We start from the raw sequence: 24415 nt of genomic DNA, 5'->3' as shown, positions 1-24415 counted from the left end.
CGAGACGACATGGAATTCACGAATTTTGGTCACCAGGCCGGGGGCCGCGCTTCGCAGGCTCCCGAGGCCCGATACATCCTTCCCACGTTTGAAGAGCGCACGGCCTACGGCTACAAGCGCCAGGACCCCTACGCGAAGCTCTTCGAGGACCGCATCATCTTTCTCGGCGTGCAGGTGGACGACGCGTCCGCCGATGACGTCATGGCCCAGCTCCTGGTGCTCGAGAGCCAGGACCCGGACCGGGACATCGTGATGTACATCAACTCACCGGGTGGCTCCTTCACCGCGATGACGGCGATCTACGACACGATGCAGTACATTCGTCCGCACATCCAGACGGTCTGCCTCGGCCAGGCGGCATCCGCTGCGGCCGTGCTGCTTGCCGGCGGCACACCCGGGAAGCGCCTCGCCCTTCCCAACGCCCGCATCCTCATCCACCAGCCCTCGGCCGGCGGACAGGGCGGAGGTCAGGCCTCCGACATCGAGATCCAGGCAGCTGAGATTCAGCGGATGCGGGAGTGGCTCGAATTCACCATCGCTCACCACTCCAACCGCAGCGCGGAGCAGGTTCACAAGGATATCGACCGCGACAAGATCCTCGGCTCGGCCGAGGCCCTCGAGTACGGCCTGATCGACCAGATCCTGACCAGCCGCAAAAACGTGCCCACGCTCGTCAAGTAGAAGAGCGAAACCGTGAACGCGACGGATGTCCGGCTCAACGGAGCCGGGCATCCGTCGCGTTTCGCATATCGGAGAGTTCGGGCAGAACGGTGCCTGAACGTTATTCGACAGATGCGGTCAGCCTGCACCCGTGCCGCACAGGCACAGGCTAGGCTCGATGCAGTTGTCAATGGAGGAGGCTGACGGATGGCCCGAATAGGCGAAAGCGCTGACCTGTTGAAATGCTCTTTCTGCGGAAAGAGCCAGAAGCAGGTGCAGCAGCTCATTGCGGGCCCCGGTGTCTACATCTGCGACGAGTGCGTCGAGTTGTGCAACGAGATCATCGAGGAGCGTTTGGCCGAAGCCACCGCTGAAGACGGTGCCGGCGAATTCGAATTGCCCAAGCCGAAGGAGATCTTCGGCTTCCTCGAGGAATACGTCATCGGGCAGGAAGCCGCAAAGCGCGCCCTCGCCGTTGCCGTCTACAACCATTACAAGCGCGTACGCTCCCGCGCCACCCTCACCGCCGCCGACGCCATCCACGACGACGTGGAAATCGCCAAGTCCAATATTCTGTTGATCGGCCCTACCGGCTGCGGCAAGACCTACCTCGCCCAGACACTGGCAAAACGCCTCAACGTTCCCTTCGCCGTGGCGGATGCGACGGCCCTCACCGAGGCCGGCTATGTCGGTGAAGACGTGGAGAACATCCTCCTCAAGTTGATCCAGGCCGCCGACTACGACGTCAAGCGCGCCGAGACCGGCATCATCTACATCGACGAGATCGACAAGATCGCGCGCAAGGCCGAGAATCCCTCGATCACCCGCGACGTGTCCGGCGAGGGTGTGCAGCAGGCCCTGTTGAAGATTCTCGAGGGCACTGTGGCCTCGGTTCCGCCGCAGGGTGGGCGCAAGCATCCGCACCAGGAATTCATTCAGATCGACACCACGAATGTACTGTTCATCGTGGCCGGCGCGTTCGCGGGCCTGGATGACATCATTTCGACCCGGGCCGGCAAGAAGGGCATCGGGTTCGGCGCTCCGCTTCACAGCAAGGGTGACGACGTCAACCTGTTCAGTGAGGTGCTCCCCGAAGACCTGCACAAATTCGGCCTGATCCCCGAGTTCATCGGCCGTCTGCCCGTGGTCACCACCGTCACCCAGCTCGACCAGGTGGCCCTGATGCAGATTTTGACCGTCCCGAAGAACGCCCTCGTGCGGCAGTACCAGCGCATGTTCCAGCTCGACGGCGTCGAGCTCGAGTTCGAACAGCCGGCGTTGGAGGCCATCGCCGACCTCGCGGTCCTGCGCAAGACCGGTGCGCGTGGCCTGCGAGCGATCATGGAAGAAGTGCTCGGACCGATCATGTTCGAGGTGCCGTCGAGCTCCGAGGTGGCGCGCGTCGTGGTCACCCGGGCCGCCGTGCTCGATAACGCCGAGCCCACGATCGTGCTGCACAAGGCCCGCCGCGTCGACAAGTCCGCCTAGGTTCAGCGTCCGGCCTCACCCCGCTTCGGCACCCGACCGAACTGGGCCCGGGGGCCGCCGTGTACCAGCCCGCTTTCGTCGGCGTCGTTGCGGCGGTCACCGGATTCGCGGGTTCATTCGTGCTCGTCATCGCCGGGCTGCAGGTCGTGGGCGCGACCGATTCGCAGACGGCATCCGTGCTGTTGGCGCCCTGCCTGCTGGTCGGCATCGACGGCGTGCTGTATCCCGAAGCCGATCGCCAGTGCGATGCTTGCCGGCATCCTGTTCCCGATCTGCCCGGCCCCGGTGACGGCAGCCGTGCAGCAGCGGCTGCTCGCGGTGCCGGTTGTTCTGGTCTGGCTCGCCGCGGGCAAGCCGGCGCGCGCGTGGATGGTGCCGGCGACCATGGCCGTGGCCGCGATCATCGACGTTCGGCTACCAGCCTCCGCCCTGCGCGATCTGGTCGGCTCCGGTCTGGCGAACGCGGTCGGATCGGTCGTCGGCGCGCTCGGCATCACCCTGACGGCAATCACGACCGCGCCGATGGCCGGCCCCGACGCGCATCCTGACGGCCCGAAGCGGTGGATCGCCACGGCTGCCTCCGGGGCGGCTTGCCTCGTCCTGGTCACCGCGTCGGGCGTTTCGGTGTTGGGCATCGGCTCCGCGTTCGGGGGCTGGTCATCGGCGGCGTGGTCATGCTCTGGCTCGGCTGGATGCCCCCCGGCCGCTCTCACCCACTGCCGTCGCTGCCCCCTAACGAATTCGACGGAGATTTTGCCGAAATCGGACCCACACGGGCCGAAAGCGGCCGGTTTCCGTAAAATCTCCGTCGAATTGGTTCAGGGGCGGGGCGTTAGGGCGCCGGGCAGGGCCGGGCAGGGCCGGGCAGGGCCGGGCAGTGCCGGACGGTGCTAGTTCAGGCCGCGACGGTCGAGCAGCGGCTGAATGTCGGCGTCACGACCGCGGAAATGGCGGTAGGCGGCGAGCGGGTCTGTGCTGCCGCCCACGCTCAGCAGCCGCGACCGGAAACGGTCTCCGTTGGCCCGGGTGAGCCCGCCGTTCTCTGCGAACCACTCGCCGGTGTCGGCGTCCAGCACCTCGCTCCAGATGTAGGAGTAGTAGCCGGCGTCGTAGCCGCCGGCGAAGGTGTGCGCGAAGTAGGTGCTGGAATAGCGGGTCGGCACGGCAGGATTGTCGAGCCCCACGGCGGCGAGGGCGGATGCCTCGAACGCGGCGACATCCGTCACCCTGTCGTCGGCTTCGATGCGGTGCCAGGCCTGGTCGAGCAGGGCCGCCGCAAGGTACTCGCTGGTGGAGAAGCCCTCGTTGAAGGTGGACGAGGCGTGGATGCGGTCGACGAGGTCCTGGGGCATGGGCTCCCCGGTCTCGTGGTGACGAGCATAGTTCGCGAGCACGTCGGGCCACAGCATCCACATCTCGTTGACCTGGCTGGGGAACTCCACAAAGTCGCGGTACACATTGGTGCCGGCGAATTTCGGGTAGGTGACCCGCGCGAACAGGCCGTGCAGGGCGTGCCCGAACTCGTGGAACAGGGTGACGACCTCGTCGAAACTGAGCAGGGTGGGCTCGCCCGTCGCCGGCCGGGGAACGTTCAGGTTGTTGCAGACGATCGTGGGGGTACCTATAAGCGTCGACTGGGAGCCCAGGGCGTTCATCCAGGCGCCGCCCCGCTTGGAGTCGCGGGTGTAGACGTCGATGATGTACAGGCCCACGGGCGAGCCGTCGGCCTCGGCGACCTCGAACACACGCGCGCCGGGGTGCCAGGCGACGAGGTCGGGTCGCTCGGTGAAGGTGACGCCGTAGAGCCGATTGGCCGCGTAGAACACGCCGTCCTGCAGCACCCGTTCGAACTCGAAGTAGGGGCGCATGGCCGCGGTGTCCACGTCGTAGCGGGCTCGCCGCACCCTCTCCGTGTAGAAGGCCCAGTCCCAGGCGGCGAGCTCGAAGTCCCCGCCGTCCGCATCGATCTGCTCCTGCAGGTCGGCCTGCTCGACGCGCGCATTCCGGGCTGCCGCCGGCGCGAGGCGCCCGAGCATGTCGGCGACCGCCTCCGGGGTCTTCGCCGTCTGGTCCGCGGTCACGCCGGCCGCGTGGCTGTCGAATCCGAGCAGCCGGGCCCGCTCGGCACGCAGCCGCGAGATCTCCAGCACGAGGGCGCGGTTGTCGAACTGCCCGCCACGGATGCCCCGGGACCGTGAGGCGGCCAGCAGCCGTTCCCGCACACCCCGGTTCGTCAGCTGTGCCAAGTAGGGGTGCGAGGTAGCCAGCACCAGAGTGATCACGTAACGCCCGGTCAGGCCGCGCTCGTGGGCGGCCTCGGCCGCGGCGGAGATCTGACCGGGGGTGAGGCCATCCAGCTCGCTCACGTCGTCGAGCACGAGTGCCAGATCGATGGTGTCGGCGAGCAGGTTCTTCTCGAACCGGGTGGTGACCGTGGAGAGCCGCTTATTGTAGTTACGCAGCCGGGCCTTGTCGTCGTCGCCGAGGCCCGCGCCCGCGAGCGTGAACTCGGTGAAGTACCGCTCGATCAGGTAGCGCTCCTCCGGCTCCAGGTCCAACCGGTCCCGCTGCTCCTGCAGAGCGGCGATCCGGGTGAACAGGCCAGGGTCCAGACGGATGGCGTCCGCGTGCGCCGCGAGGAGCGGGGCCAGTTCCTCCTCGAGGGCGTTGGTGAAGTCGCTGGAGTCCGACGAACTCCGGTTGAAGAACACCTCGGCCACCCGGGTCAGCAACGGTCCGCTGCGCTCGAGCGGAACCATCGTGTTGTCGAAGGTGGGGGCATCCGCGCTCGCGCAGATCGCCGCAATCTCGGCCAACTGCTCGGACATACCGTCCAGGAACGCCGGCCGGTAGTGCTCCTCCGCAATCAGCGCGAACGGGGGCAGCTCGAACGGAAGCGTGCTGATGCTGGCGAAGGGGTTCATTTGTTTACCCTGTCACATCCACATTTCGTCTGTCGGAGTATTCCCCCGCACGCCTAGGATCGGTTCATGATCGACGAGCCGGCACGCCCCGAGACCGCGCCCCGGGAGCAGTACACGCACGGGCATCACGAGAGCGTGCTGCGCTCGCATACCTGGCGCACGGTGGCCAACTCGGCGGCCTACCTGATCCCACACCTGGATGCCGGGCTGACCCTGCTCGACGTGGGCTGCGGTCCGGGCACGGTCACGGTCGACCTGGCACGCCGGCTGTATCCCGGTCAGGTCACCGGCATCGATGCGTCGGAGCAGATTGTGCTGCGCGCAGCCGGGCTGGCCTTCGATGAGGGGGTGCGGAACGTGTCGTTCCGGGTGGGTGACGCCTACGCGCTCGGCTTCGCCGACGCGAGCTTCGACATCGTGCACGCGCACCAGGTGCTCCAGCACCTCGCCAACCCCGTCGCCGCGCTGCGGGAGTTCCGGCGCGTGCTGAGACCGGGCGGAATCCTCGCCGCCCGCGACGTCGATTCCGGGGGAGTGATGTACTACCCGAAGCTTCAGGGCCTGCAGCTGTGGGAGAGCGCCTTCCGCGACGTGCAGTACTGGAACGGCGGCGACCCCGACGCCGGGCGCGCTCTCAAAGCCTGGGCGCGCAAGGCCGGGTTCACCGACGTGGCGAGTTCGGCATCCCTTTGGTGCTTCGCCTCGGATGTCGAACGCGAGTGGTGGGGGCAATCCTGGGCCGAGCGGGTGATCGAGTCCGACTTCGCGGCACACGCCATCGAGGTGGGCGCGGCCGACCTCGCCGACCTTCGGATGATGCAAGCCGCATGGCTGCAGTGGGCCGGCGACCCCGATGGCTGGTGCGGTATCCCACACGGCGAGATCGTCGCCAGGAAGTAGCCCGTGCCGTTCCTCGACCGACTCCAACACTGGGCCCAGGTTCAGCCCGACGCCACCGCCGTCGCAGTCGGCGCCGACCGAATCAGCTTCGCCGAGCTCCGCGATGCGGCGGCGGCGATCCTGCCCGCGACGCCCCGGATCTCCAGCGTCTGCCTGCCCCACGGCACCGCGTTCGCCGTTGCCTTCGCCGCGGGCGTCGCCGAAGGCCGCTGCTCTGCGATTCTCAACCCTGACTGGCCGGAGGCGCAGCGCAGGGTGGTCGAGAGCCGCCTGGCGAGGACCGCCGGGTTGGACGGACGGGTCGCCGCCGGCGCGCCCCTGCTCGGCACGGAGCTGCGCGACGGTCCACCCGACAGGGACTTCCTCTACGGGTTCACCTCCGGCACGACCTCCGTACCCAAGGCATTCACGCGCAGCCGAGCCTCCTGGCAGCGCTCGTTCGCGCTGGGCACCGAGTTCTTCGGCCTGACTCGGCACGACCGCACACTGGCGCCCGGCCCGCTCTCTGCCAGCCTCAGCCTCTACGCTTTCGCCGAATCGCTGCACACCGGCTCCGCCTTCTTCGCTCTGCCCCGCTTCTCCGCCGCCGCCGCTGTCGCCTGTGTCACTGTCGAGCAGATCACCCGGATCGTGGCGGCGCCGACCGTGCTGCGTGTGATCGCCGCGCACGCGCTGTCCGTCGGCACGGACGGGAGGCCCCCCACCGGCAGGGGGCTCACCGGCATCGTGAGTGCGGGGGCCAAACTCGACCCGGGAACCCTGTCGATGCTGCGCCTCTGGGCGCCGGACGCCAGCGTGTTCGAGTACTACGGGGCGACCGAACTGAGCTTCGTGACGGCATCCGTGCTGCGTCCCGGCGAGGTGTCGCCGATCTCGGCGACCGCCGTCGGGCGGGCTCTGCCCGGCGTGGAGGTGCGCATCCAGGACGACGCGGGACGCGCCCTGCCGACCGGCACCCCGGGCACCATCTTCGTGCGCAGCCTTCTGGTGGGCGGCGGTTACGCCTGGGGCGACGACGGCGAGGCGTTCCGCCGCGAGGTCGACTGGTGCACGGTCGGCGACATCGGCTTCCTCGACCCGGCGGCCGTGCTGCACCACCTCGGCCGCCGCGCCGACTTCATCGTCACGTCCGGGCACAACGTCTACCCGCAGCAGGTCGAAGCGGCTTTGCGCGGCCTTCCCGGCGTGGAGGCGGCCGTCGTCACCGGTCTGCCGGACCCCGTTCGCGGGACCCGCGTGGTGGCCGCCGTGATCGCGGGCTCCGAGACGGATGCCGCGCGCATCCGGTCATACGTCGCGGCTCTGCTCGCCGCGCCCCACCGGCCCCGCGCCTACTACGCCCTGGCGGAGCTGCCGCTCACCTCGGCCGGTAAACTCAGCCGGGTGATGCTGCGCCGCTGGATCGAGGAGGGTGACCGTCGTGTGCGCCCGCTCCGCTGACCCAATCCGGCCGGACGCGGTCGGTGCCGACGGCTCCGCTGCTCCCAGCGCCGACACCGTCGATTCGCACGCCGGCCCGCCAACCGACGCTGCCCGGGAACCCGTGATCGTTCTTGCCCGCCGCACCGCCTTCGGCCGCCGCAACGGGGTGTTCGCGCACACCCGTGCCGAAGACCTGCTGGCCCCCGTGCTGAACGCCGTGGTGTCCGGCGGCGGGGTGTCCCCGGCTGCCATCGACGACGTCATCATCGGCAACGCGGCGGGCGGCGGCGGCAATGTTGCCCGCCTCGCCGCGCTGACGGCCGGTCTGCCGGATTCCGTTCCCGGCCTCACGATCGACCGGCAGTGCGGCTCCGGCCTTGAGGCCATCGTGCTGGCCTGCCGGTTGGTTGCCGCCGGCGCTGGCGACCTCTACCTTGCCGGGGGAGTCGAGAGTTGCAGCACGGCCCCGCTGCGTGCGCACCGGCTCACCTCGAGCGCCGGGCAGCCGGACTTCTTCGATCGCGTGCGTTTCGCCCCCGATTCGATCGGCGACCCCGACATGGGCGTCGCCGCCGAGAACGTGGCCGACCGCTACGGCTTCTCCCGGCAGCGGCAGGACGCCTTCGCCCTCCGCAGTCACCGGCTGGCCGCCACGGCTGCCGCCGTGCCAGCCCCCGAGATCGTGCCGCTGCCGACAGAGGCCGGCCCGGTTTTCGTCGACGAGGGTCCCCGCCCGGGTCTGACTGAGGCCCTGCTGGCCCGGTTCGCGCCGGTCTTCCGGCCGGGAGGAACGGTCACCGCCGGCAACTCCTGCGCGGATGCCGATGGCGCCGTCGTGGTCCTGGTCACCAGCCGCCGGCGGGCACGCGAACTCGGACTGACCGGCTGGTTATCCTTCGTCGACGCCGCGGTCACCGGCACGGACCCGAACTTCCTCGGCATCGCCGGCGCCGAGGCCGCGCGCCTCGTGCTGCTCCGGCAGGGCCTGACCGGGGCCGACCTGGCTCGGATCGAGTTCAACGAGGCGTTCGCGGCGCAGGTGCTCGCATCCCTCGATCTGCTCGGCGTTGCGGAGGAGCACGCCAACCGCGAGGGCGGAGCGCTGGCCCTCGGGCATCCGTTCGGCGCCAGCGGAGCCCTGCTGGTACTGAGGCTGCTGCGGCAGTGTCGCGCCGCGGCAACGCCGGGGGACGCCGCCCTCGCGGCGGTCAGCATCGCCGGCGGCCTGGGGGTCGCCGCCCTGTTCCGCTGGGAGCAGTCCCTGTCATCGGAGGCAGCAGGCGTCGAACGACTCTCACGCTGACGCACGACCACGGGGTGCGGAGTGGCCCCGCGGAGTACCGGAATGCCGGTCAGCAGAGGTTAGATCCAGTCGTCTTCGTCGTCGAGCACGATCGACGGCTGCGTGATCGTGGCACTGTCCTCGCCCGGGTCATAGCGGATGATCGTGCCGTCGTCGAGCTCGAGCACGGGGTTGCCCTCGAGCCAGGTCAGTGTCCAGCGCCAGGCGCTGGAGTCCTCCGCCAGCGCGGTGAGGTCCTCTTCGACCGCACGGATGGCGATTTCCACCACATGAGGCAGCCCGGCCGGCGCCGGGTGACCCAGAGGCCAGCGGGTTCCCATCTTCACTTACAGCTCGATCTCGTAGGTGACCCAGTCCGTGCGGGTGGCCACATCGTCGTACAGGCGCTGCGCGGTCTCGTTGTCGGCGGCGGTCAGCCACTGCACGGTCGTGAGACGGTCCGCCGCGGCGCACTCCTTGGCGAACTCGATCAAGGCCCGGCCGACGCCCGTGCTGCGGGAGTCCGGCGACACGAACAGGTCGTCCAGGAACAGTCCGCGAGTGGCGGTCAGGGTGCTCGGGACCTCGCGGTAATGGGCGAAGCCGACGAACTCGCCGTCCTCGTCGACAGCCACGGCACCGGCGAGAGACTCGTTCTTGTCGATGATCCAGCTCCAGACCTGGAGCGCTTTCTGATCAGTCAGTTCGCTCTTGTAGAACTCGCTGTAGCCCTCGAAGAGTCCCAGCCATGAGAAGAAGTCCTTGTCGCCGAGCGCGCGTACCTTGATTGACATTCGGTTCTCCTAGTTCTCCAGCACCGTGGCGAGCACGATGTCAGTGACAGCCAATTCGCTGCCCTCAATAAAAACCAACTCCGAGATGCGGCCAACGGCCCTCAGATCGGCTGCAGCCTGCCTGAGCAGGGCAATCTCTGCCGCCGTACCGCTAATTACAGCAGAAACAACGGCGGATTTCTGGGATGCCTTGGCATCCGTTTTCGCGCGGCGGATGCCGGTCAGCGCCCGGCTGCACAGGTCCAGCAGGGCCACGTTGCCGCCCTGCCCTCCGCCGAGCTCGGTCTGAACGGGCCAGGGGGTACGGTGGATGGACCCCTCGTTGGACCAGGACCAGGCTTCCTCGGTCGCGAACGGCACGAACGGGGCGAAGAGGCGCAGCTGGGTGGCCAGGGCGGTGCGCAGGGCGGCGACGGCCGAAGCCTGGCCGGCTCCCGCTTCGCCGTACGCGCGCTCTTTGACCAGTTCGAGGTAGTCGTCGCAGAACGTCCAGAAGAAGCTCTCGGTGAGTTCCAGCGCACGGGCGTGGTCGTAGCCCTCGATCGCGGCGGTGGCGTGGCCGACGACGACGCTGAGCCGAGCGAGCATGCTCTGGTCGAGCGGCTCGGTCACGGGGGCGTCGGCGGCGCCGTCGAAGGCAAGGATGAACTTTGACGCGTTCAGGATCTTGATCGCCAGGCGACGCCCGATTTTGATCTGGGTCGGGTTCTTGGGGTCGAAGGCGGCGTCGGTGCCGAGGCGCGACGACGCGGCCCAGTAGCGCACGGCATCCGAACCGTGCTGCTCGAGCATGTCTGCCGGGGTGACCACATTGCCCTTGGACTTGGACATCTTCTTACGGTCGGGGTCGACGATGAAGCCGGACAGGGCTGCGTGCTGCCACGGCGAGACGCCGTGTTCCAGCTCGGAGCGCAGCAGGGTGGAGAACAGCCAGGTGCGGATGATGTCCTGGCCCTGCGGGCGCAGCGAGTACGGGTAGACGAGATCGAACAGTGCGGGGTCGCGCTCCCAGCCGCCCGCCAGCTGCGGGGTCAGGGAGGAGGTCGCCCAGGTGTCCATCACGTCGACCTCGCCGACGAAGCCGTTCGCCTGGCCGCGCTGCTCGGCAGCAAAGCCCGGGGCGGTGTCGGAGGACGGGTCGACCGGGAGCGTCTCGCGGGTGGCGACGATGGGCTGGTCGAAGAGCGGGTTCGCGTCGGCATCCAGCGGGTACCAGATCGGCAGCGGAACGCCGAAGAAGCGCTGGCGGGAGACGAGCCAGTCGCCGGTGAGGCCGTTGACCCAGTTCTCGTAGCGCACACGCATGAACTCCGGGTGCCACTGCAGGTCGGTGCCGTGCGTGAACAGGCGGGCGCGCAGCTCCTCGTCCCGAGCGCCGTTGCGGATATACCACTGACGGGTCGACACGATCTCGAGCGGTTTGTCGCCCTTCTCGAAGAACTTGACCGGGTGCACGATCGCGCGGGGCTCGCCGATCAGGTCGCCGTCGATGCGGAGCAAGTCGACCACGGCTGCCTTGGCGGAGAAGACGGTCTTGCCGGCCAGCTGCGCGTACGCGGCCTGTCCGGCCTCGCTTGTGATCGCCTCGGGCGCCTCGGCGATGATGCGGCCGTCAAAGCCCATGATGGCGCGGTTCGGAAGGTCGAGTTCACGCCACCAGATCACATCGGTGACGTCGCCGAACGTGCAGATCATGGCGATGCCACTGCCCTTGTCCTTCTGCGCGAGGTGGTGGGCCAGGATCGGCACTTCCACGTCGAAGAGGGGGGTGCGCACGGTCGTGCCGAACAGCGCCTGGTAGCGCTCGTCGTCCGGATGCGCCACGAGCGCCACACAGGCCGGCAGCAGTTCCGGGCGGGTGGTCTCGATCTCGATGGCGCCGCCATCGGGCTTGGCGAAGGCGACCCGGTGGTAGAACGCCGGCATCTCCTTGTCTTCGAGCTCGGCCTGGGCGACCGCGGTGCGGAAGGTGACGTCCCAGAGGGTGGGGGCCATGGCCTGGTAGGCCTCACCGCGCTCGACGTTACCGATGAAGGCGGACTGGGAGGTGACCAGGGAGTCATTGCCGATCGTGCGGTAGGTCTGGGCCCAGTCGACGCTCAGGCCCAGCATGCGCCAAACGGCCTCGAACTGCTTCTCGTCCTCGATGGTGAGGCGCTCGCACAGCTCGATGAAGTTGCGGCGGCTGATCGGCAGCTGGTCGGCGGCTTTGGTGCTTTTGCCGTCTCCGCCCTCGAACGGGGCGGTGAACTCGGTGGCGTAGGGCAGCGACGGATCGCAGCGCACGCCGTAGTAGTTTTGCACGCGCCGCTCGGTGGGCAGGCCGTTGTCATCCCAGCCCATCGGGTAGAAGACGCTCTTGCCGCGCATCCGCTGGAAGCGGGCGATGACATCCGTGTGGGTGTAAGAGAAGACGTGGCCGATGTGCAGGGAGCCGGAAGCGGTCGGCGGCGGGGTATCGATGGAGAAGATACTTTCCCGTGTGGCCGAGTCACGGTCGAAACGGTAGGTGCCGGTCTCTTCCCACGAGCCGCCCCACTTGGTTTCGAGGCCTTCAAGGGCCGGTTTTTCCGGAACGTTGGCGGCGGTCATGTTTCTCCGATTCGATCTGTGCGGCACCGTGTCGTTGGTGAAGTGCCTGAGTATTGGGCCTTATCCAACTTACCGGATGCCCCGTCGTCCGCCGACTCCGGCCGTCACCAGGCTGCCGGAGCGCCTGCAGCGCCCGGCCGGGCCTCGCCGTGAGTGGCAGTATTGGAGCGGGAAGGGGTGCCATGGATGACCCGGGAACACTGTCCGAGGCCCGTCGCACGGTGCTGCGCCGCACGGTGCGCTGGATCGTGGGTTTCACGATCGGCTACAACGTGCTCGAGGCCGTCGCCTCGATCGTGGCGGGCGCCGCGGCATCCTCGACCGCCCTGATCGCCTTCGGCCTGGACTCCGTCATCGAGGTGCTCTCCGCCGCGGTCATCGCGTGGCAGTTCTCCCGTCGCGATCCTGAGCGCTGGCAGAAACCGGCCCTCCGCGCCATCGCGATCGCGTTCTTCACCCTCGCCGGGTACGTGATCCTGGCCGCCGGCCTGAGCTTCGCCGGGGTTGTCGAGGCGGCGCCCAGCCCGCTGGGCATCGTCATCGCGTGCCTCAGCCTCGTGATCATGCCCGGGGTGGCAGGCGTGGAGCGCCGGACCGGCGCGGAGCTCGGCAGTGCCAGCGTGATCGCCGACGCCCGGCAGCTGCTGCTCTGCGCGTGGCTGTCCGGGTCGATGCTGCTCGGGCTGGCGGCCAACGCGCTCCTCGGCTGGGCCTGGGCGGACTCGCTCGCCGCCCTCGTGATCGCCGGGTTCGCGATCAAGGAGGGCATCGAGGCATGGCGCGGCGAGGTAGAGCCGCCGGTGGTGCTGCACGTCAACTAAAAGGGTGAGCCCCCGTATCAGGCGGTGGTCTAACCAATTCGACGGAGATTTTGCTCTGGGAGCCGGTTGCCAGGTTTAAACAAGGCGTTTCGGGCAAAATCTCCGTCGAATTCGTTCGGTACGGAGTTGCTCGAGGGTCAGAACCTGATCCGGGGGACCGCGCCGAGCAGGGTCTGCGTGTACGGATGCTCCGGCGCGGCGAAGACCCGGGCCGTTGCGCCGGTTTCGACGATACGGCCGTCCAGCATTACGGCGACCTGGTCGCTGACGTGCTGGATCACCCCGAGGTCGTGGGAGATGAACAGCAGGCTGAGGCCCAGGTTCCGCTGCAGCTCGTCGAGGAGGTCGAGCACCTGGGCCTGCACGGTCACGTCGAGGGACGACACGGGCTCGTCGCAGATCAGGATCTGCGGCCCCGACGCCAGCGCCCGGGCGATGCTCACCCGCTGCCGCTGCCCGCCGGAGAGGGACAGCGGCCGCCGGCCAAGCAGCCCCTGCGGCAGACCCACCGCGTCGAGCAGCGCCAGCACGCGCAGCCGGTCGGCAGCCGAGGCAGTGGCCGCAGTGGCGGCAGTGGCGGCAGTGGCAGCAGTGGCAGCCGAGGCGGATGCCGCGCCGCGCCCGGTGCGCCCGCCGCCGACCGCGTCCCGGAGCACCTGCTCGACGCTCAGCCGCGGGTCGAAGGAGCTGAGCGCATCCTGATAGACCGCACCAAGCCGGGGCCGCAGGAGCCGCCGTTCCTTCTCCGAGGCGGCGCTGAACGGCTGCCCGAGCACCCGCACCTCGCCGGCGTCCGGCCGGGTCAGCGCCAGCGCGAGGCGGGCCGTCGTTGTTTTGCCGGAGCCGGACTCGCCGACGATGCCGAGCGTCGTGCCGCGTTCGAGCCGGAACGAGACCCCGTCGACCGCGAGCTGCTCGGTGCCGTCGGGCCGGGTGAAGCGCTTGACCAGGCCGGTGGCCTCCAGCACCGTGTTGCGGGGAGCGACAGGGTCGGCACGATCTGAGAGAGCGAGAAAGGGCGCGGCGGCGGGCGACACCGGGGCCGCGGCCCGCGGGCTGAGGCGCAGCCCGCGCGGCTTGTCGACCGGGATCGCGGCGAGCATCTGCCGGGTGACCGGATGCTCCGGCCGGGTCAGAATCGCGTGCGCCGGTCCCTGTTCCACGATCCGTCCCTCGCTCAGCACAGCGATCCGGTCGGCGATGCGGCCGACGACGGCCAGGTCGTGGCTGATCAGCAGGATGCCGGTGCCGGCGCGTTTCAGACCCGTCAGCAGCTCCAGGATTTGTGCCTGCACCGTGACGTCGAGCGCCGTCGTGGGCTCGTCGGCGATCAGCAGTGGCGGGTCCAGGGCGATCGCGGCCGCGATCAGGGCGCGCTGGCGCTGGCCGCCGGAGAGTTCGCCCGCGCGCTTCCGCACAGAGTTGCCGGCGTCGGACAGGCCCACCCGGGCCAGCACCTCGAGCACCCGGGCGTGGCGCGCCGCTGCACCGAGGCGGGTGTGCAGTCGCAGCGAGTCGGCGATCTCCCGGCCCACCGGGCGCAGCGGGTCCAGCGACACCAAGGCATCCTGCAGCACCAGGCCCACGTCGCGGCCGCGCCGCCGGCGCCAGCTCTGCTCGGAGAGTCCGCGCACGTCGTTGCCTGCGAGGCTCAGCTCGTCGGCGCGCACCCAGGCGTTGTCGCCGGCCAGGCCGAGCAGGCTGCGCGCGGTGACGCTCTTGCCCGAGCCTGACTCTCCCACCAGGGCCAGGCATTCCCCGGGGGCCACCTCGAACGAGACGCCGTTCAGCACCGGGTCGGTATCATTTTGCGGTCCGAAGCCCACGACGAGGTTCTGCACCCGCACGGCCGGGGCAACCCCGCCGTCACCCTCGCCTGGCGCGCCCACCGAAGCGCCCACGCCGCTCTCGTCACTCACGCGCGCCTCACCCGTCGCTCGATGCCGCGACCGAGCGCCGTGGCAGACACCGCCGTCAGCACGATGAACAGCCCGGGGAAGAAGCTCATCCACCAGGCCGAGCCGATGTAGGTGCGCCCGGCGGAGAGCATCGCGCCCCACTCCGCGGCGGGCGGCGCCGAGCCCAGGCCGAGGTAGCTCAGCGCCGACGCCCAGACGATGGCCTGACCGATGCCGAGGGTGCCGAGCACGAACAGCGGCGCGAGCGTGTTCGGCAGGATGTGGCGCATCAGGATCTGGACGGGGCTGCGCCCGAGCACGGTCGCCGCCTCGACGAAGGCCGATGACCGCACCGACAAGAGCTGGCCGCGGATGATGCGGGCGTAGCCGGGAGCGGTCGCCAGGCCCACGGCGATGGTCGCCGTGGCAACGCCCGGCCCGAAGATCAGGATGAAGAGCAGGGCCAGCAGCAGGCCGGGGAACGCGAACAGCACCTCGAGGAACCGGTTCACGGTGAAGTCCACGACCGGGCCGAGCATACCGGCCAGGGTGCCGAGCACGAGGCCCAGGCCGAGGCCGATCACGGTGGCGAGGGTGCCGATCAGCAGGGAGCTGCCGGTGCCGTGGCTGACCCGGGTATAGATGTCCCGGCCGGACTCGTCGGTGCCGAACCAGTGCGCGGGTGAGGGGGTCTGAAACGCGGACAGCGGGTCGATCCCGAGCGGGTCGCCGGGCGCTACGAGCGCGGGGAACAATGCCGCCGTGACCAGGAACAGCGCGAACAGGCCCGCCAGGACCTCGGCCACGCCGAACCGGCGAATGCGGGGCGCGCGCGGCGACTGGGGCGCGCCGGTGCGCGGCGACCGGCCCAGCCCGGCCTGGATCTCGAGGTCGCTCATCGTGCCCGCAGCCTCGGGTCGGCGATGCGCTGGGCCAAATCGGTGAACAGGGTCATCAGGATGTACCCGACGGCCACGATCAGCACAGCACCAACCACGACCGGCACGTCGCGCACGGTCACCGCGTTCAGAAGCGTGCGGCCGAGGCCCGGCCGGGCGAAGATGGTCTCGACCACCACTGCCCCGCTGATCAGGGAGCCGAATGCCCAGCCGGAGAGGCTGATCGCTGGCAGTGACGCGTGCCGGATCACGTGCACCCAGCGCACCCCGCGTTCGCTCTCGCCCCGGGCGCGGGCGGAGAGCACGAATGGGGATTCCAGCGCGGTGAGCAGGGACTCCCGCATGATCTGGCCAAGGAACCCGGCCAGCGGCACGGCGAGGGTGAGCACCGGCAGCACCAGCCCGGAAACCCCGGAGGTACTGATCGGCGGCAGCCAGCCCAGCCAGACGCTGAACAACACGATCAGCGCTGTCGCGAGCCAGAAGTGAGGGAGCGCGGCAGCCACGATCTCCAGACCGGAGCCCAGGTACCAGGCGACGCGCCCGCCGCGGGTCGACCAGGTGGCCAGCCCGAGGGCGAGCAGCCAGGCCACAGCGAGGGCGAGCACGGCCAGCAGCAGGGTGCCGCCGAGCTGGCCGACCAGGAGCGGGGCGACGTCCTGGTCCAGTGAGTAGGAGCGGCCAAGATCCCCGGTGGCCAGGCGAGCCAACTGTGCCAGGTACTGCACGAGCACGGGCTGGTCGAGCCCGTATTCCGCCCGCACCGCGGCGAGCGCCTCCGGGGAGGTCTGCGAGCCGGGGCCACCCAGGATGGCCTCGGCCGGGTCTCCGGGAATCAGACGGATGGCGAAAAAGGTGAGCGTGGCCACCATCCAGAGCACCAGCACCGCCCCTCCCAGGCGGGCCAGGACGACCCGGGCTGCCCGCGCTACTTCAGCCACGCATCGTAGAACGTGGGCGTCGACACGGTCGGCAGCGCCCGCGCGCCCACCACATCGGTGCCGAGCAGGTAGTGGTTCTGCTGGTCGAAGAGCGGCAGGATGTAGAAGCCCGCGAGCACCTGGTTCTGCGCGTCGGCGTAGAGGGCGGCGCGTTCATCGGCATCCGTCACCTGGCCGGCCTGGGTGAGTAGGGCGTCGATGGCCGGGTCGTTCACCTGGGCGTGATTGGCGAAGTAGCCGCTGGGTGCCGGGGTGATCCCGTCGGAGTGGAAGAGGATGCGCAGAACGTCGGGTCCGACCTTCGTGTACGGCGCGCTGACGGCGTCGTAGTCGTTCTCGCCCAGCGCGGTGTACCAACTGGAGAGGTCCATCGGGCTGAGCAGAACCTCGAAGCCGGTCTTCTTCGCGGTGGCCTGGATCTGCTCGAACAGGGACTGCTCCGCCGGAATGGACTGGTTCGTACTCACCGGGAAGTCGACCGTGAGGCGCACGCCGTCTTTCACCCGGTAACCGTTGGAATCACGCTCGGTCCAGCCGGCGGAATCGAGGAGGTCCGAGGCAGCCTCAGGGTCGTACGCGAACAGGTCCGGGCCCGACACGGCGAGGGGTTCGACGCTGGAGAGGGCGGAGTAGGAGCGCTCGGCCGTGCCCCGGAAGAGGCTGGTGACGGCGTCGTCGACATTCGCCGAGCGGATGAACGCCTCCCGCACGAGCGGGTCGTTGAAGGGCGCGCGGCCGGAGTTCAGTTCGATTCGGTTCGAGGCACCCGGGCGAGGGGCGTCGAGGTGCACGATGGTGTCGCTCTTCTCGGCCTGCACGATGGTGTCGGGCTGGGCGTTGTCGATCACGTCGGCGTCGCCGGACTGCAGAGCCGCGTAGCGGGACGCGGAGTCGGGGATGAAGCGCCAGACGATGGAGTCGAGGTAGGCAGGCCCGGTGTGCGCGGCATCCGCGGGCGGGGAGTTGTACTTCTCGTTCCGCACCAGGGTGATCGATTCCTGCTGTACCCACTTCTCGACCTGGAAGGGGCCGGTGCCGACCGGGGAGGCGCAGTTCTCGTCCTGGCTCCGGGCCAGCGCGGTGGGCGATTCGATCGCCAGCCACGGCTGTGACAGGGATTCGAGCAGGGCGCTGTCGGGTTCGCTGAGCGTAAGGCGCACAACGTTGGTGGAGACCGCGTCGGTGCCGGTGACCTTCCCCAGAGCGAGGTAGCCGGTCGACGAGGCCGTTTCCGGGTCTTGGATGTGCGCGATATTCGCCTGCACGGCGGCGGCGTCGAGCGGGGTGCCGTCGGTGAAACTCACGCCGGCGGCGAGCGTGAAGTCCCAGGCCAGCCCGTCGGCGCTCTCGGTCCACGAATCTGCCAGCCAGGGGATGATCTCACCGTCCGCGTTGCGGGACACAAGCGACTCAAGGTACTGCGTGCTGACCAGGGCCTGCGGGTAGTTGCCGCCCACGTGCGGGTCCAGGCAGGTGGGCTCGGCGTCGCCGGATGCGTAGGTCAACGTGCCGCCGGTGAGAGGCCGGGTGGCTTCGGGGGACTCAGCGGTGGCGCAGCCGGTGAGCAGGATGCCGGTGGCGGCGAGGCCGACCAGCCCGGTCAGGGTGCGCGCTGTGCGATGGGTGTACCCCGAAGTGTGCATTATGGGTCTCTTTCCGCGGCGCCCGATGGGCCGAGTGTGCACCTGCTGGACCCGCAAGATTAGGGGCCTCGGGCACGTGTTGGACGGGGTCCACAAATAAAATGATTGACGACCATCGTAGAACACAGGAGAGCTGTTCGCTGAGCAGACGTGTGCGGGCACCGCGCGCTGTACACCCGGGGGTAGGCGCAGGGTAGACTTTTCAAGTAGGACTGTGATCCGGCTATCACCGGTGAGTCTTCGGAAGAACGGCAACCACCCTCGCGGTGGTTCTCAGTAGAACCGAACGGGTCGGGCCCGTCACAGCCTCAGAACAAGCGGTTTTCCGAAGCCTCGGCTCCGGGAGACAAGCGAGGTGGTACCGCGGCGAATCCCGTTCGGAGTCGGCGTCCTCGTGGAACAGGGGCAGATCTGTGAATGACACAACCTGCCCGACTCGTCCAGGAGAGACATGACGTACCCCAAAGGCCAGCAGTCCGCTTCTCCCGCCCAACCCGGCGGCATCGTGCCCTCACCGAACTTTCCCCAGATCGAAACCGAGGTGCTCGCGTTCTGGAAAGCCGACGGCACCTTCCAGGCGTCGATCGACAACCGTGCGGATGCCCCCGAGTGGGTCTTCTATGACGGCCCGCCGTTCGCCAACGGGCTGCCGCACTACGGCCACCTGCTGACCGGGTACGCGAAGGACCTCTTCCCGCGCTTCCAGACCATGCGCGGCAAGCAGGTGCACCGCCGGTTCGGCTGGGACACGCACGGCTTGCCGGCCGAGCTCGAAGCCGAACGCGAGCTCGGCATCACCGACAAGAGCGAGATCGAGAAGATGGGCATCGGGGCCTTCAACGCCGTCGCCCGCAGCTCCGTGCTCAAGTACACCAAGGTGTGGGAGGAGTACGTCACCCGCCAGGCGCGCTGGGTCGACTTCGAGAACGACTACAAGACGCTCGACATCACCTTCATGGAGTCCGTGATCTGGGCCTTTAAGCGCCTGCACGACAAGGGCCTGGCCTACGAGGGCTACCGGGTGCTGCCGTACTGTTGGCGCGACCAGACACCGCTGTCCAACCACGAACTGCGCATGGACGACGACGTCTACAAGATGCGCCAGGACCAGACCGTCACGGTCACCTTCCCGCTGGTCGGCGCCAAGGCCGAAGCCCTCGGGCTGACCGCCGTGCGCGCCCTGGCCTGGACGACCACCCCCTGGACCCTCCCGACGAACCTGGCGCTCGCCGTGGGCCCGGAGATCGTCTATGCCGTCGTGCCGGCCGGGCCGAACGGCACCCCGGACGCCACCGTGCTGCGGGAGGCCGTTTCCGGGGCGGATGCCGCGGCATGCGTCGCAACCACCGAGGTTTTCGGCGCCGAATACCTGATCGCGATCGACCTGGTCGGCAACTACGCCAAGGACCTCGGCTACGACTCGGCGGCAGAGGCGACCGCGGCGATCTCCCGCACGGTTCTCGGCAGCGCCCTGGAGGGCGTCAGCTACGACCGCCTCTTCGACTACTACGCCGACACCGCGGTCTGGGGCACCGAGAACGCCTGGACCGTCGTCGTGGCCGACTACGTCACCACCGCCGACGGAACCGGCATCGTGCACCAGGCGCCCGCCTACGGCGAGGAGGACCAGAAGATCTCCATGGCCGCCGGCATCCCGGTGATCATCTCCCTCGACGCGGGCGGCAAGTTCCTCTCCGACGTGCCCGAGGTCGCCGGCCAGCTCTGGAGCGACGCGAACAAGCCGCTCACCCAGCTGATCAAGAATGAGGGGCGCCTGCTGCGCCAGGCCAGCTACGAGCACTCCTACCCGCACTGCTGGCGCTGCCGCAACCCGCTGATCTACAAGGCCGTGTCGAGCTGGTTCGTGCGCGTCACGGACTTCCGCGAGCGTCTGGTGGACCTGAACCAGGACATCAATTGGGTGCCGGAGAACGTCAAGGACGGCCAGTTCGGCAAGTGGATCGGCAACGCCCGCGACTGGTCGATCAGCCGCAACCGGTACTGGGGTTCGCCCATCCCAGTCTGGAAGAGCGACAATCCCGACTATCCGCGCGTCGACGTCTACGGCTCGCTCGACGAGCTCGAGGCGGACTTCGGCGTGCGCCCCACCGACCTTCACCGCCCCTATATCGACGCGCTCACCCGACCCAACCCCGACGACCCCACCGGGCGGTCCACCATGCGGCGCATCACGGATGTGCTCGACGTCTGGTTCGACTCCGGCTCGATGCCGTTCGCGCAGGTGCACTACCCGTTCGAGAACGCCGACTGGTTCGACAGCCACAACCCGGCCGACTTCATCGTGGAGTACATCGGCCAGACCCGCGGCTGGTTCTACATGCTGCACACGCTCTCCACCGCCCTGTTCGACCGTCCGGCCTTCAAGAACGTGGTCAGCCACGGCATCGTGCTCGGCAACGACGGCCAGAAGATGTCCAAGTCGCTGCGCAACTATCCCGACGTGAACGAGGTGTTCGACCGGGACGGCTCGGATGCCATGCGTTGGTTCCTGATGAGCTCCTCCGTGCTGCGCGGTGGCAACCTGATCGTCACCGAGGAGGGCATCCGCGAGGGTACCCGCCAGGTTATGCTCCCGCTCTGGAGCACCTGGTACTTCTTCTCCCTCTACGCCAACGCGTCCGGCGAGAACGGCTACGACGCCACCTGGCGCACCGACTCGACCGACGTGCTCGACCGCTACCTGCTGGCCAAGACCCGCGATCTGATCGTGGAGGTCACTGCCGACCTCGAGAACCTCGACAGCACCCAGGCGACCGCTCGAATCCGGGACTTCGCCGACGTGCTCACCAACTGGTACGTTCGCCGCTCGCGCGACCGGTTCTGGGCCGGCGCCGGGGCCTCTGTCTCGGTCTCGACGGTCTCATCCACCGGAAACGAGGCTTTCGACACGCTCTACACCGTGCTCGAAACGGTGACGCGGGTGGCCGCCCCGATGCTCCCGCTCGTCACCGAGCGTATCTGGCAGGGCCTCACCGGCGGTCGCAGCGTGCACCTGACCGACTGGCCCGACGCCGAATTGTTCCCGGCCGATGCCGTTCTCGTCACCGCGATGGACCAGGTGCGCACCATCAGCTCCACCGTGCTGTCACTGCGCAAGCAGTCCGGGCTGCGCGTGCGTCTGCCGCTGGCCACTCTGACCGTGGTCACCACCGACACGGCGGCCCTGGCCCCGTTCGAGGGCATCCTGCGCGACGAGCTGAATGTGAAGAGCGTGCGTTTGGTCGAACTGGCCGACGACAGCGCGAGCGCCTACGGCATCACCTCCCGGCTCACCGTGAACGCCCGGGCAGCCGGCCCGCGACTCGGCAAGCAGGTGCAGCAGGTCATCAAGGCCGCCCGCGCCGGCGACTGGAGCGAAACCGACGGCGTAGTCACCGCCGGCGGTACCCCGCTCGCCGCGGGGGAGTACGAACTCGTGCTGCAGACCGGTCCGGCCGACGGTTCCGCCGTCGCTGACGACACGGCGGCGGATGCCCCGGCTCTGGCGCTCCTGGCGGGCGGCGGTTTCGTGCTGCTGGAGACGCAGACCACCCCGGAACTCGAGGCGGAGGGCTTCGCCCGCGACCTGATCCGCGCCGTGCAGGACACCCGCAAGTCGGCCGGATTCGAAGTGAGCGACCGCATCCGTCTCGACCTCGTCTTCTACTCCGCCGAGGACGCCGCGACCTTCGCCCTTGCGGCCGGCGTCGACGTCGCTGCGGAGACCCTGACCCTCCGGTTCGCCACCCATGTGGCCACCGAGGTGTCCGATGACAGCCTGGCGCACGGTCTGCCGTCCGAATGGCTGCAGAGCCTGGTCGGCTTCCCCGTCGAGCACTACGTGCTTTACGAGGCTGGTCACTATGCCAACCGGGGGACCGTCCTGGTCGCCGTCGCCCGAGAGAACGGACTCGTCCATGTCTGAACCCAAGAAGCCCGGATCGAAGAAGCCCGGATCGAAGGAGCCCGGATCGAAGAGGCCGCGCCAGTCCTCCGACGCCGGCCGTGAGGCCGGGGACGCCGTCTTCGCCGCCCTCCTCGCCCGCGTGGGCGAGGGTGCGCCGAAGCCGCGTCTGGCCCCGACCCGGCGGGCGCTCGAACTGCTGGGTGACCCTCAGACCGTCTACCCGGTGATCCATATCACCGGCACCAACGGCAAGACCAGCACGAGCCGCATCACCGAGAGCATCGTGCGCGCCTACGGGCTGCGCACCGGACTGATGACGAGCCCGCACCTGGTGCGGCTCAACGAGCGCATCGTGATCGACGGGGAGTTCATCACCGATGAGGCCCTGGCCGCGAACTGGGCCGACATCGAACCCTTCCTGGCCATGGTCGACGCGGAGCTCGAGGCGGCAGGCGACGACGTGCTCACCTTCTTCGAGGCGCTCACCGTGCTGGCCTTCGCCTGCTTCGCCGACGCCCCCGTCGACGTCGCCGTGATCGAGGTCGGCATGGGCGGCGAGTGGGATTCCACCAACGTCGCCGACGGGCAGGTGGCCGTGTTCACGCCCATCGCCCTCGACCACACGCTCCGCCTCGGCAACACGATCGCCGAGATCGCCCGCACCAAGGCCGGCATCATCAAGCCGTCCGCCGCCGTGGTCTCCGCCCGGCAGGGCGAGGCGGCGCAGGCCGAACTCGAGCGGGCCGCCGAGCTGACCGAATCGACCCTGGCCAGTGAGGGCGAGGATTTCGTCCTGCTCAAAAACCAGGTCGCCGTGGGCGGGCAGCTCATCTCGGTGCGCGGCCTCGCCGGCACCTACTCGGACCTGTTCCTGCCGCTGTACGGCACGCACCAGGCGCAGAATGCGGCCGTCGCGATCGCCGCCGTCGAGTCCTTCCTCGGGGCCGGCACCACGGCGCTCTCGCATGACCTGGTCGAGGAGGGCCTCGCGCAGGTCACCTCGCCCGGACGCCTGCAACTGATCGGAATCGCACCGACCGTCCTGGTGGATGCCGCGCACAATCCGCACGGAGCGGCCGCCCTCAGCACTGCACTGGCCGACTACTTCGACTTCGACGAGATTGTGGCCGTGGTGGGCATCCTCACCGACAAGGATGCGACCGGCATCATCACCGCGCTGCAGTCCAAGGTGGTGCGGTTCCACGTCACACAGTCGCAGTCCGAGCGCGCGATCGGCGTCGACGACCTCGCCGATCTGATCGCCGACCTCGGCAGCGAGGAGACAACCGTCCGGTTCGACGACCTCGCGCAGGCCCTCGACTCCGCCAGGGACTGGGCCCTCGAGTCGCCCAAGCGGGCTGTGATCGTGACCGGGTCGATCACCCTCGTCGGCGAAGCCATCATTCTGGCCGACGCACGGGAATGGCTGGCGAAATGACGTCCGCTCCCCGCTCGGTGAAGCGCACGCTCGCGACGATCGTGCTCGGCTTCGAGGTCATCGTGGTTGCCCTCGCCGCCCTGGTGATCTTCGGTCTGCAGGCGTTGCCGCCGTGGCTCGCCCTCGGCGGCGGAGCCGTGCTGGGGCTGGCCATGGTCGCCGTGCTCGCGCTGCTCCGTTACGAGTGGGCCTACGTGGTCGGCTGGATCCTCCAGCTGATCATGGTGGCCGCCGGCTTCCTCAATCCGGCCATGTTCTTCGTCGGCGGCATGTTCGCCGCCATGTGGACGTACTGCATGATCGCCGGCTCCCGGATCGACAACCAGAACCAGAACTTTCCCAACAACGAGAACAACGAGAAGGAGAACTCATGAGCACCCAGGTCCAGGAAACGCTCGTATTGGTCAAACCGGATGGCGTTGCCCGCAACCTCTCCGGCGAGATCCTGCGTCGCATTGAGCAGAAGGGGTACTCCCTCGTCGACGCGAAGCTCGTGCAGGCCGACAGGTCCCTGCTGGCCGAGCATTACGCCGAGCACCAGGGCAAGCCGTTCTTCGAACCTCTCGTGGAGTTCATGGAAAGCGGTCCGATCCTCGTGCTGCGCATCGCCGGCGAACGCGTGATCGAGGGCTTCCGCTCCCTGGCCGGCACAACCGACCCGACCACCGCGGCTCCCGGCACCATCCGCGGCGACTTCGGCCGAGACTGGGGCACCAAGGAGCAGCAGAACCTCGTGCACGGCTCCGACTCGCCCGAGTCGGCCGACCGCGAACTGGCCCTCTGGTTCGACTGACCCGTACCGACCG

The 24415-nt window shown here is 68.7% G+C and carries 20 protein-coding genes; 11 read left to right on the top strand and 9 right to left on the bottom strand.

Annotated features, from left to right (window positions below):
- Positions 1 to 9 precede the first annotated feature (9 nt).
- A complete protein-coding gene (locus E3T25_RS10715) occupies positions 10 to 681 on the top strand; it encodes an ATP-dependent Clp protease proteolytic subunit (protein WP_104103356.1) in 672 nt (223 codons plus the stop codon).
- Between the two features lie 186 nt (positions 682 to 867).
- On the top strand, positions 868 to 2148 hold the full coding sequence (gene clpX / locus E3T25_RS10710; RefSeq protein ID WP_104103359.1) for an ATP-dependent Clp protease ATP-binding subunit ClpX: 1281 nt from the start codon (positions 868 to 870) through the stop codon (positions 2146 to 2148).
- 113 nt (positions 2149 to 2261) lie between these two features.
- On the opposite strand, the gene E3T25_RS16790 is transcribed toward clpX, so the two are convergent.
- Positions 2262 to 2408 (bottom strand): hypothetical protein, encoded by a 147-nt coding sequence (locus E3T25_RS16790; protein WP_166785992.1) that lies wholly within the window; start codon positions 2406 to 2408, stop codon positions 2262 to 2264.
- Between E3T25_RS16790 and E3T25_RS10700 the strand changes: the two genes are divergently transcribed.
- Positions 2395 to 3042 (top strand): benzoate/H(+) symporter BenE family transporter, encoded by a 648-nt coding sequence (locus tag E3T25_RS10700; RefSeq protein ID WP_134374188.1) that lies wholly within the window; start codon positions 2395 to 2397, stop codon positions 3040 to 3042. The genes E3T25_RS16790 and E3T25_RS10700 overlap by 14 nt on opposite strands.
- Here the strand turns inward: E3T25_RS10700 and E3T25_RS10695 are convergent.
- Positions 3039 to 5072: a M3 family metallopeptidase gene (locus tag E3T25_RS10695; protein WP_104103364.1), complete on the bottom strand. Its 2034-nt coding sequence runs from the start codon at positions 5070 to 5072 to the stop codon at positions 3039 to 3041. The two genes, E3T25_RS10700 and E3T25_RS10695, sit on opposite strands and share 4 nt — an antisense overlap.
- Positions 5073 to 5138: 66 nt before the next feature.
- Here E3T25_RS10695 and E3T25_RS10690 point away from each other — a divergent pair, with 66 nt between their 5' ends.
- Genes E3T25_RS10690 through E3T25_RS10680 form a run of 3 tightly spaced genes read left to right on the top strand, consistent with a single transcriptional unit; the run spans position 5139 to position 8697 of the window.
- Positions 5139 to 5972, top strand: a complete 834-nt coding sequence (locus E3T25_RS10690; RefSeq protein WP_134343131.1) for a methyltransferase domain-containing protein — start codon at positions 5139 to 5141, stop codon at positions 5970 to 5972.
- A gap of 3 nt (positions 5973 to 5975) precedes the next feature.
- Complete coding sequence (locus E3T25_RS10685; protein ID WP_134374186.1) at positions 5976 to 7412, top strand: class I adenylate-forming enzyme family protein; 1437 nt, start codon at positions 5976 to 5978, stop codon at positions 7410 to 7412.
- Entirely contained in the window at positions 7393 to 8697 is a 1305-nt protein-coding gene (locus E3T25_RS10680; protein ID WP_338145477.1) for a thiolase family protein, read from the top strand. The genes E3T25_RS10685 and E3T25_RS10680 overlap by 20 nt, the downstream gene beginning before the upstream one ends.
- Before the next feature lie 59 nt (positions 8698 to 8756).
- Here the strand turns inward: E3T25_RS10680 and E3T25_RS10675 are convergent, their stop codons facing one another.
- Genes E3T25_RS10675 through valS form a run of 3 tightly spaced genes read right to left on the bottom strand, consistent with a single transcriptional unit; the run spans position 8757 to position 12062 of the window.
- Positions 8757 to 9017 carry a hypothetical protein gene (locus E3T25_RS10675; RefSeq protein WP_233191554.1) on the bottom strand — a complete coding sequence of 87 codons (261 nt, stop codon included), beginning with the start codon at positions 9015 to 9017 and terminating at the stop codon, positions 8757 to 8759.
- 6 nt (positions 9018 to 9023) lie between these two features.
- Positions 9024 to 9470, bottom strand: coding sequence for a GNAT family N-acetyltransferase (locus tag E3T25_RS10670; protein WP_104103375.1), 447 nt, complete (start codon positions 9468 to 9470; stop codon positions 9024 to 9026).
- Positions 9471 to 9479: 9 nt separating this feature from the next.
- A complete protein-coding gene (gene valS, locus E3T25_RS10665) occupies positions 9480 to 12062 on the bottom strand; it encodes a valine--tRNA ligase (protein ID WP_134374184.1) in 2583 nt (860 codons plus the stop codon).
- Positions 12063 to 12244: 182 nt separating this feature from the next.
- Between valS and E3T25_RS10660 the strand changes: the two genes are divergently transcribed.
- On the top strand, positions 12245 to 12883 hold the full coding sequence (locus E3T25_RS10660; protein WP_104103381.1) for a cation efflux transmembrane domain-containing protein: 639 nt from the start codon (positions 12245 to 12247) through the stop codon (positions 12881 to 12883).
- A gap of 137 nt (positions 12884 to 13020) precedes the next feature.
- Here E3T25_RS10660 and E3T25_RS10655 read toward each other — a convergent pair whose 3' ends face one another.
- The 4 genes from E3T25_RS10655 to E3T25_RS10640 are packed head-to-tail and all read right to left on the bottom strand — an operon-like array spanning position 13021 to position 18264.
- The gene (locus tag E3T25_RS10655) at positions 13021 to 14802 is read right to left on the bottom strand and encodes a dipeptide ABC transporter ATP-binding protein (protein ID WP_241980803.1); all 1782 of its coding nucleotides are present in this window, start codon (positions 14800 to 14802) and stop codon (positions 13021 to 13023) included.
- Complete coding sequence (locus E3T25_RS10650; protein WP_104103383.1) at positions 14799 to 15680, bottom strand: ABC transporter permease; 882 nt, start codon at positions 15678 to 15680, stop codon at positions 14799 to 14801. Before E3T25_RS10650 ends, E3T25_RS10655 begins: the two co-directional genes overlap by 4 nt.
- A complete protein-coding gene (locus E3T25_RS10645) occupies positions 15677 to 16621 on the bottom strand; it encodes an ABC transporter permease (RefSeq protein ID WP_255409047.1) in 945 nt (314 codons plus the stop codon). Before E3T25_RS10645 ends, E3T25_RS10650 begins: the two co-directional genes overlap by 4 nt.
- Positions 16609 to 18264 (bottom strand): ABC transporter substrate-binding protein, encoded by a 1656-nt coding sequence (locus E3T25_RS10640; protein ID WP_134374182.1) that lies wholly within the window; start codon positions 18262 to 18264, stop codon positions 16609 to 16611. Before E3T25_RS10640 ends, E3T25_RS10645 begins: the two co-directional genes overlap by 13 nt.
- 451 nt (positions 18265 to 18715) lie before the next feature.
- On the opposite strand from E3T25_RS10640, the gene ileS reads away from it, so the two are divergent.
- Genes ileS through ndk form a run of 4 tightly spaced genes read left to right on the top strand, consistent with a single transcriptional unit; the run spans position 18716 to position 24402 of the window.
- Positions 18716 to 22189 carry an isoleucine--tRNA ligase gene (ileS, locus tag E3T25_RS10635; protein WP_134374180.1) on the top strand — a complete coding sequence of 1158 codons (3474 nt, stop codon included), beginning with the start codon at positions 18716 to 18718 and terminating at the stop codon, positions 22187 to 22189.
- The gene (locus tag E3T25_RS10630) at positions 22182 to 23609 is read left to right on the top strand and encodes a bifunctional folylpolyglutamate synthase/dihydrofolate synthase (protein WP_134374178.1); all 1428 of its coding nucleotides are present in this window, start codon (positions 22182 to 22184) and stop codon (positions 23607 to 23609) included. The genes ileS and E3T25_RS10630 overlap by 8 nt, the downstream gene beginning before the upstream one ends.
- Positions 23606 to 23983, top strand: a complete 378-nt coding sequence (locus tag E3T25_RS10625; RefSeq protein ID WP_158250313.1) for a DUF4233 domain-containing protein — start codon at positions 23606 to 23608, stop codon at positions 23981 to 23983. The genes E3T25_RS10630 and E3T25_RS10625 overlap by 4 nt, the downstream gene beginning before the upstream one ends.
- Complete coding sequence (ndk, locus tag E3T25_RS10620; protein ID WP_104103399.1) at positions 23980 to 24402, top strand: nucleoside-diphosphate kinase; 423 nt, start codon at positions 23980 to 23982, stop codon at positions 24400 to 24402. The genes E3T25_RS10625 and ndk overlap by 4 nt, the downstream gene beginning before the upstream one ends.
- The last annotated feature ends 13 nt before the right edge of the window (positions 24403 to 24415 follow it).

Source organism: Cryobacterium sandaracinum (assembly GCF_004403415.1).
Classification (GTDB): Bacteria; Actinomycetota; Actinomycetes; order Actinomycetales; family Microbacteriaceae; genus Cryobacterium; species Cryobacterium sandaracinum.
This window is presented reverse-complemented; position numbering and strand designations above follow the sequence as displayed.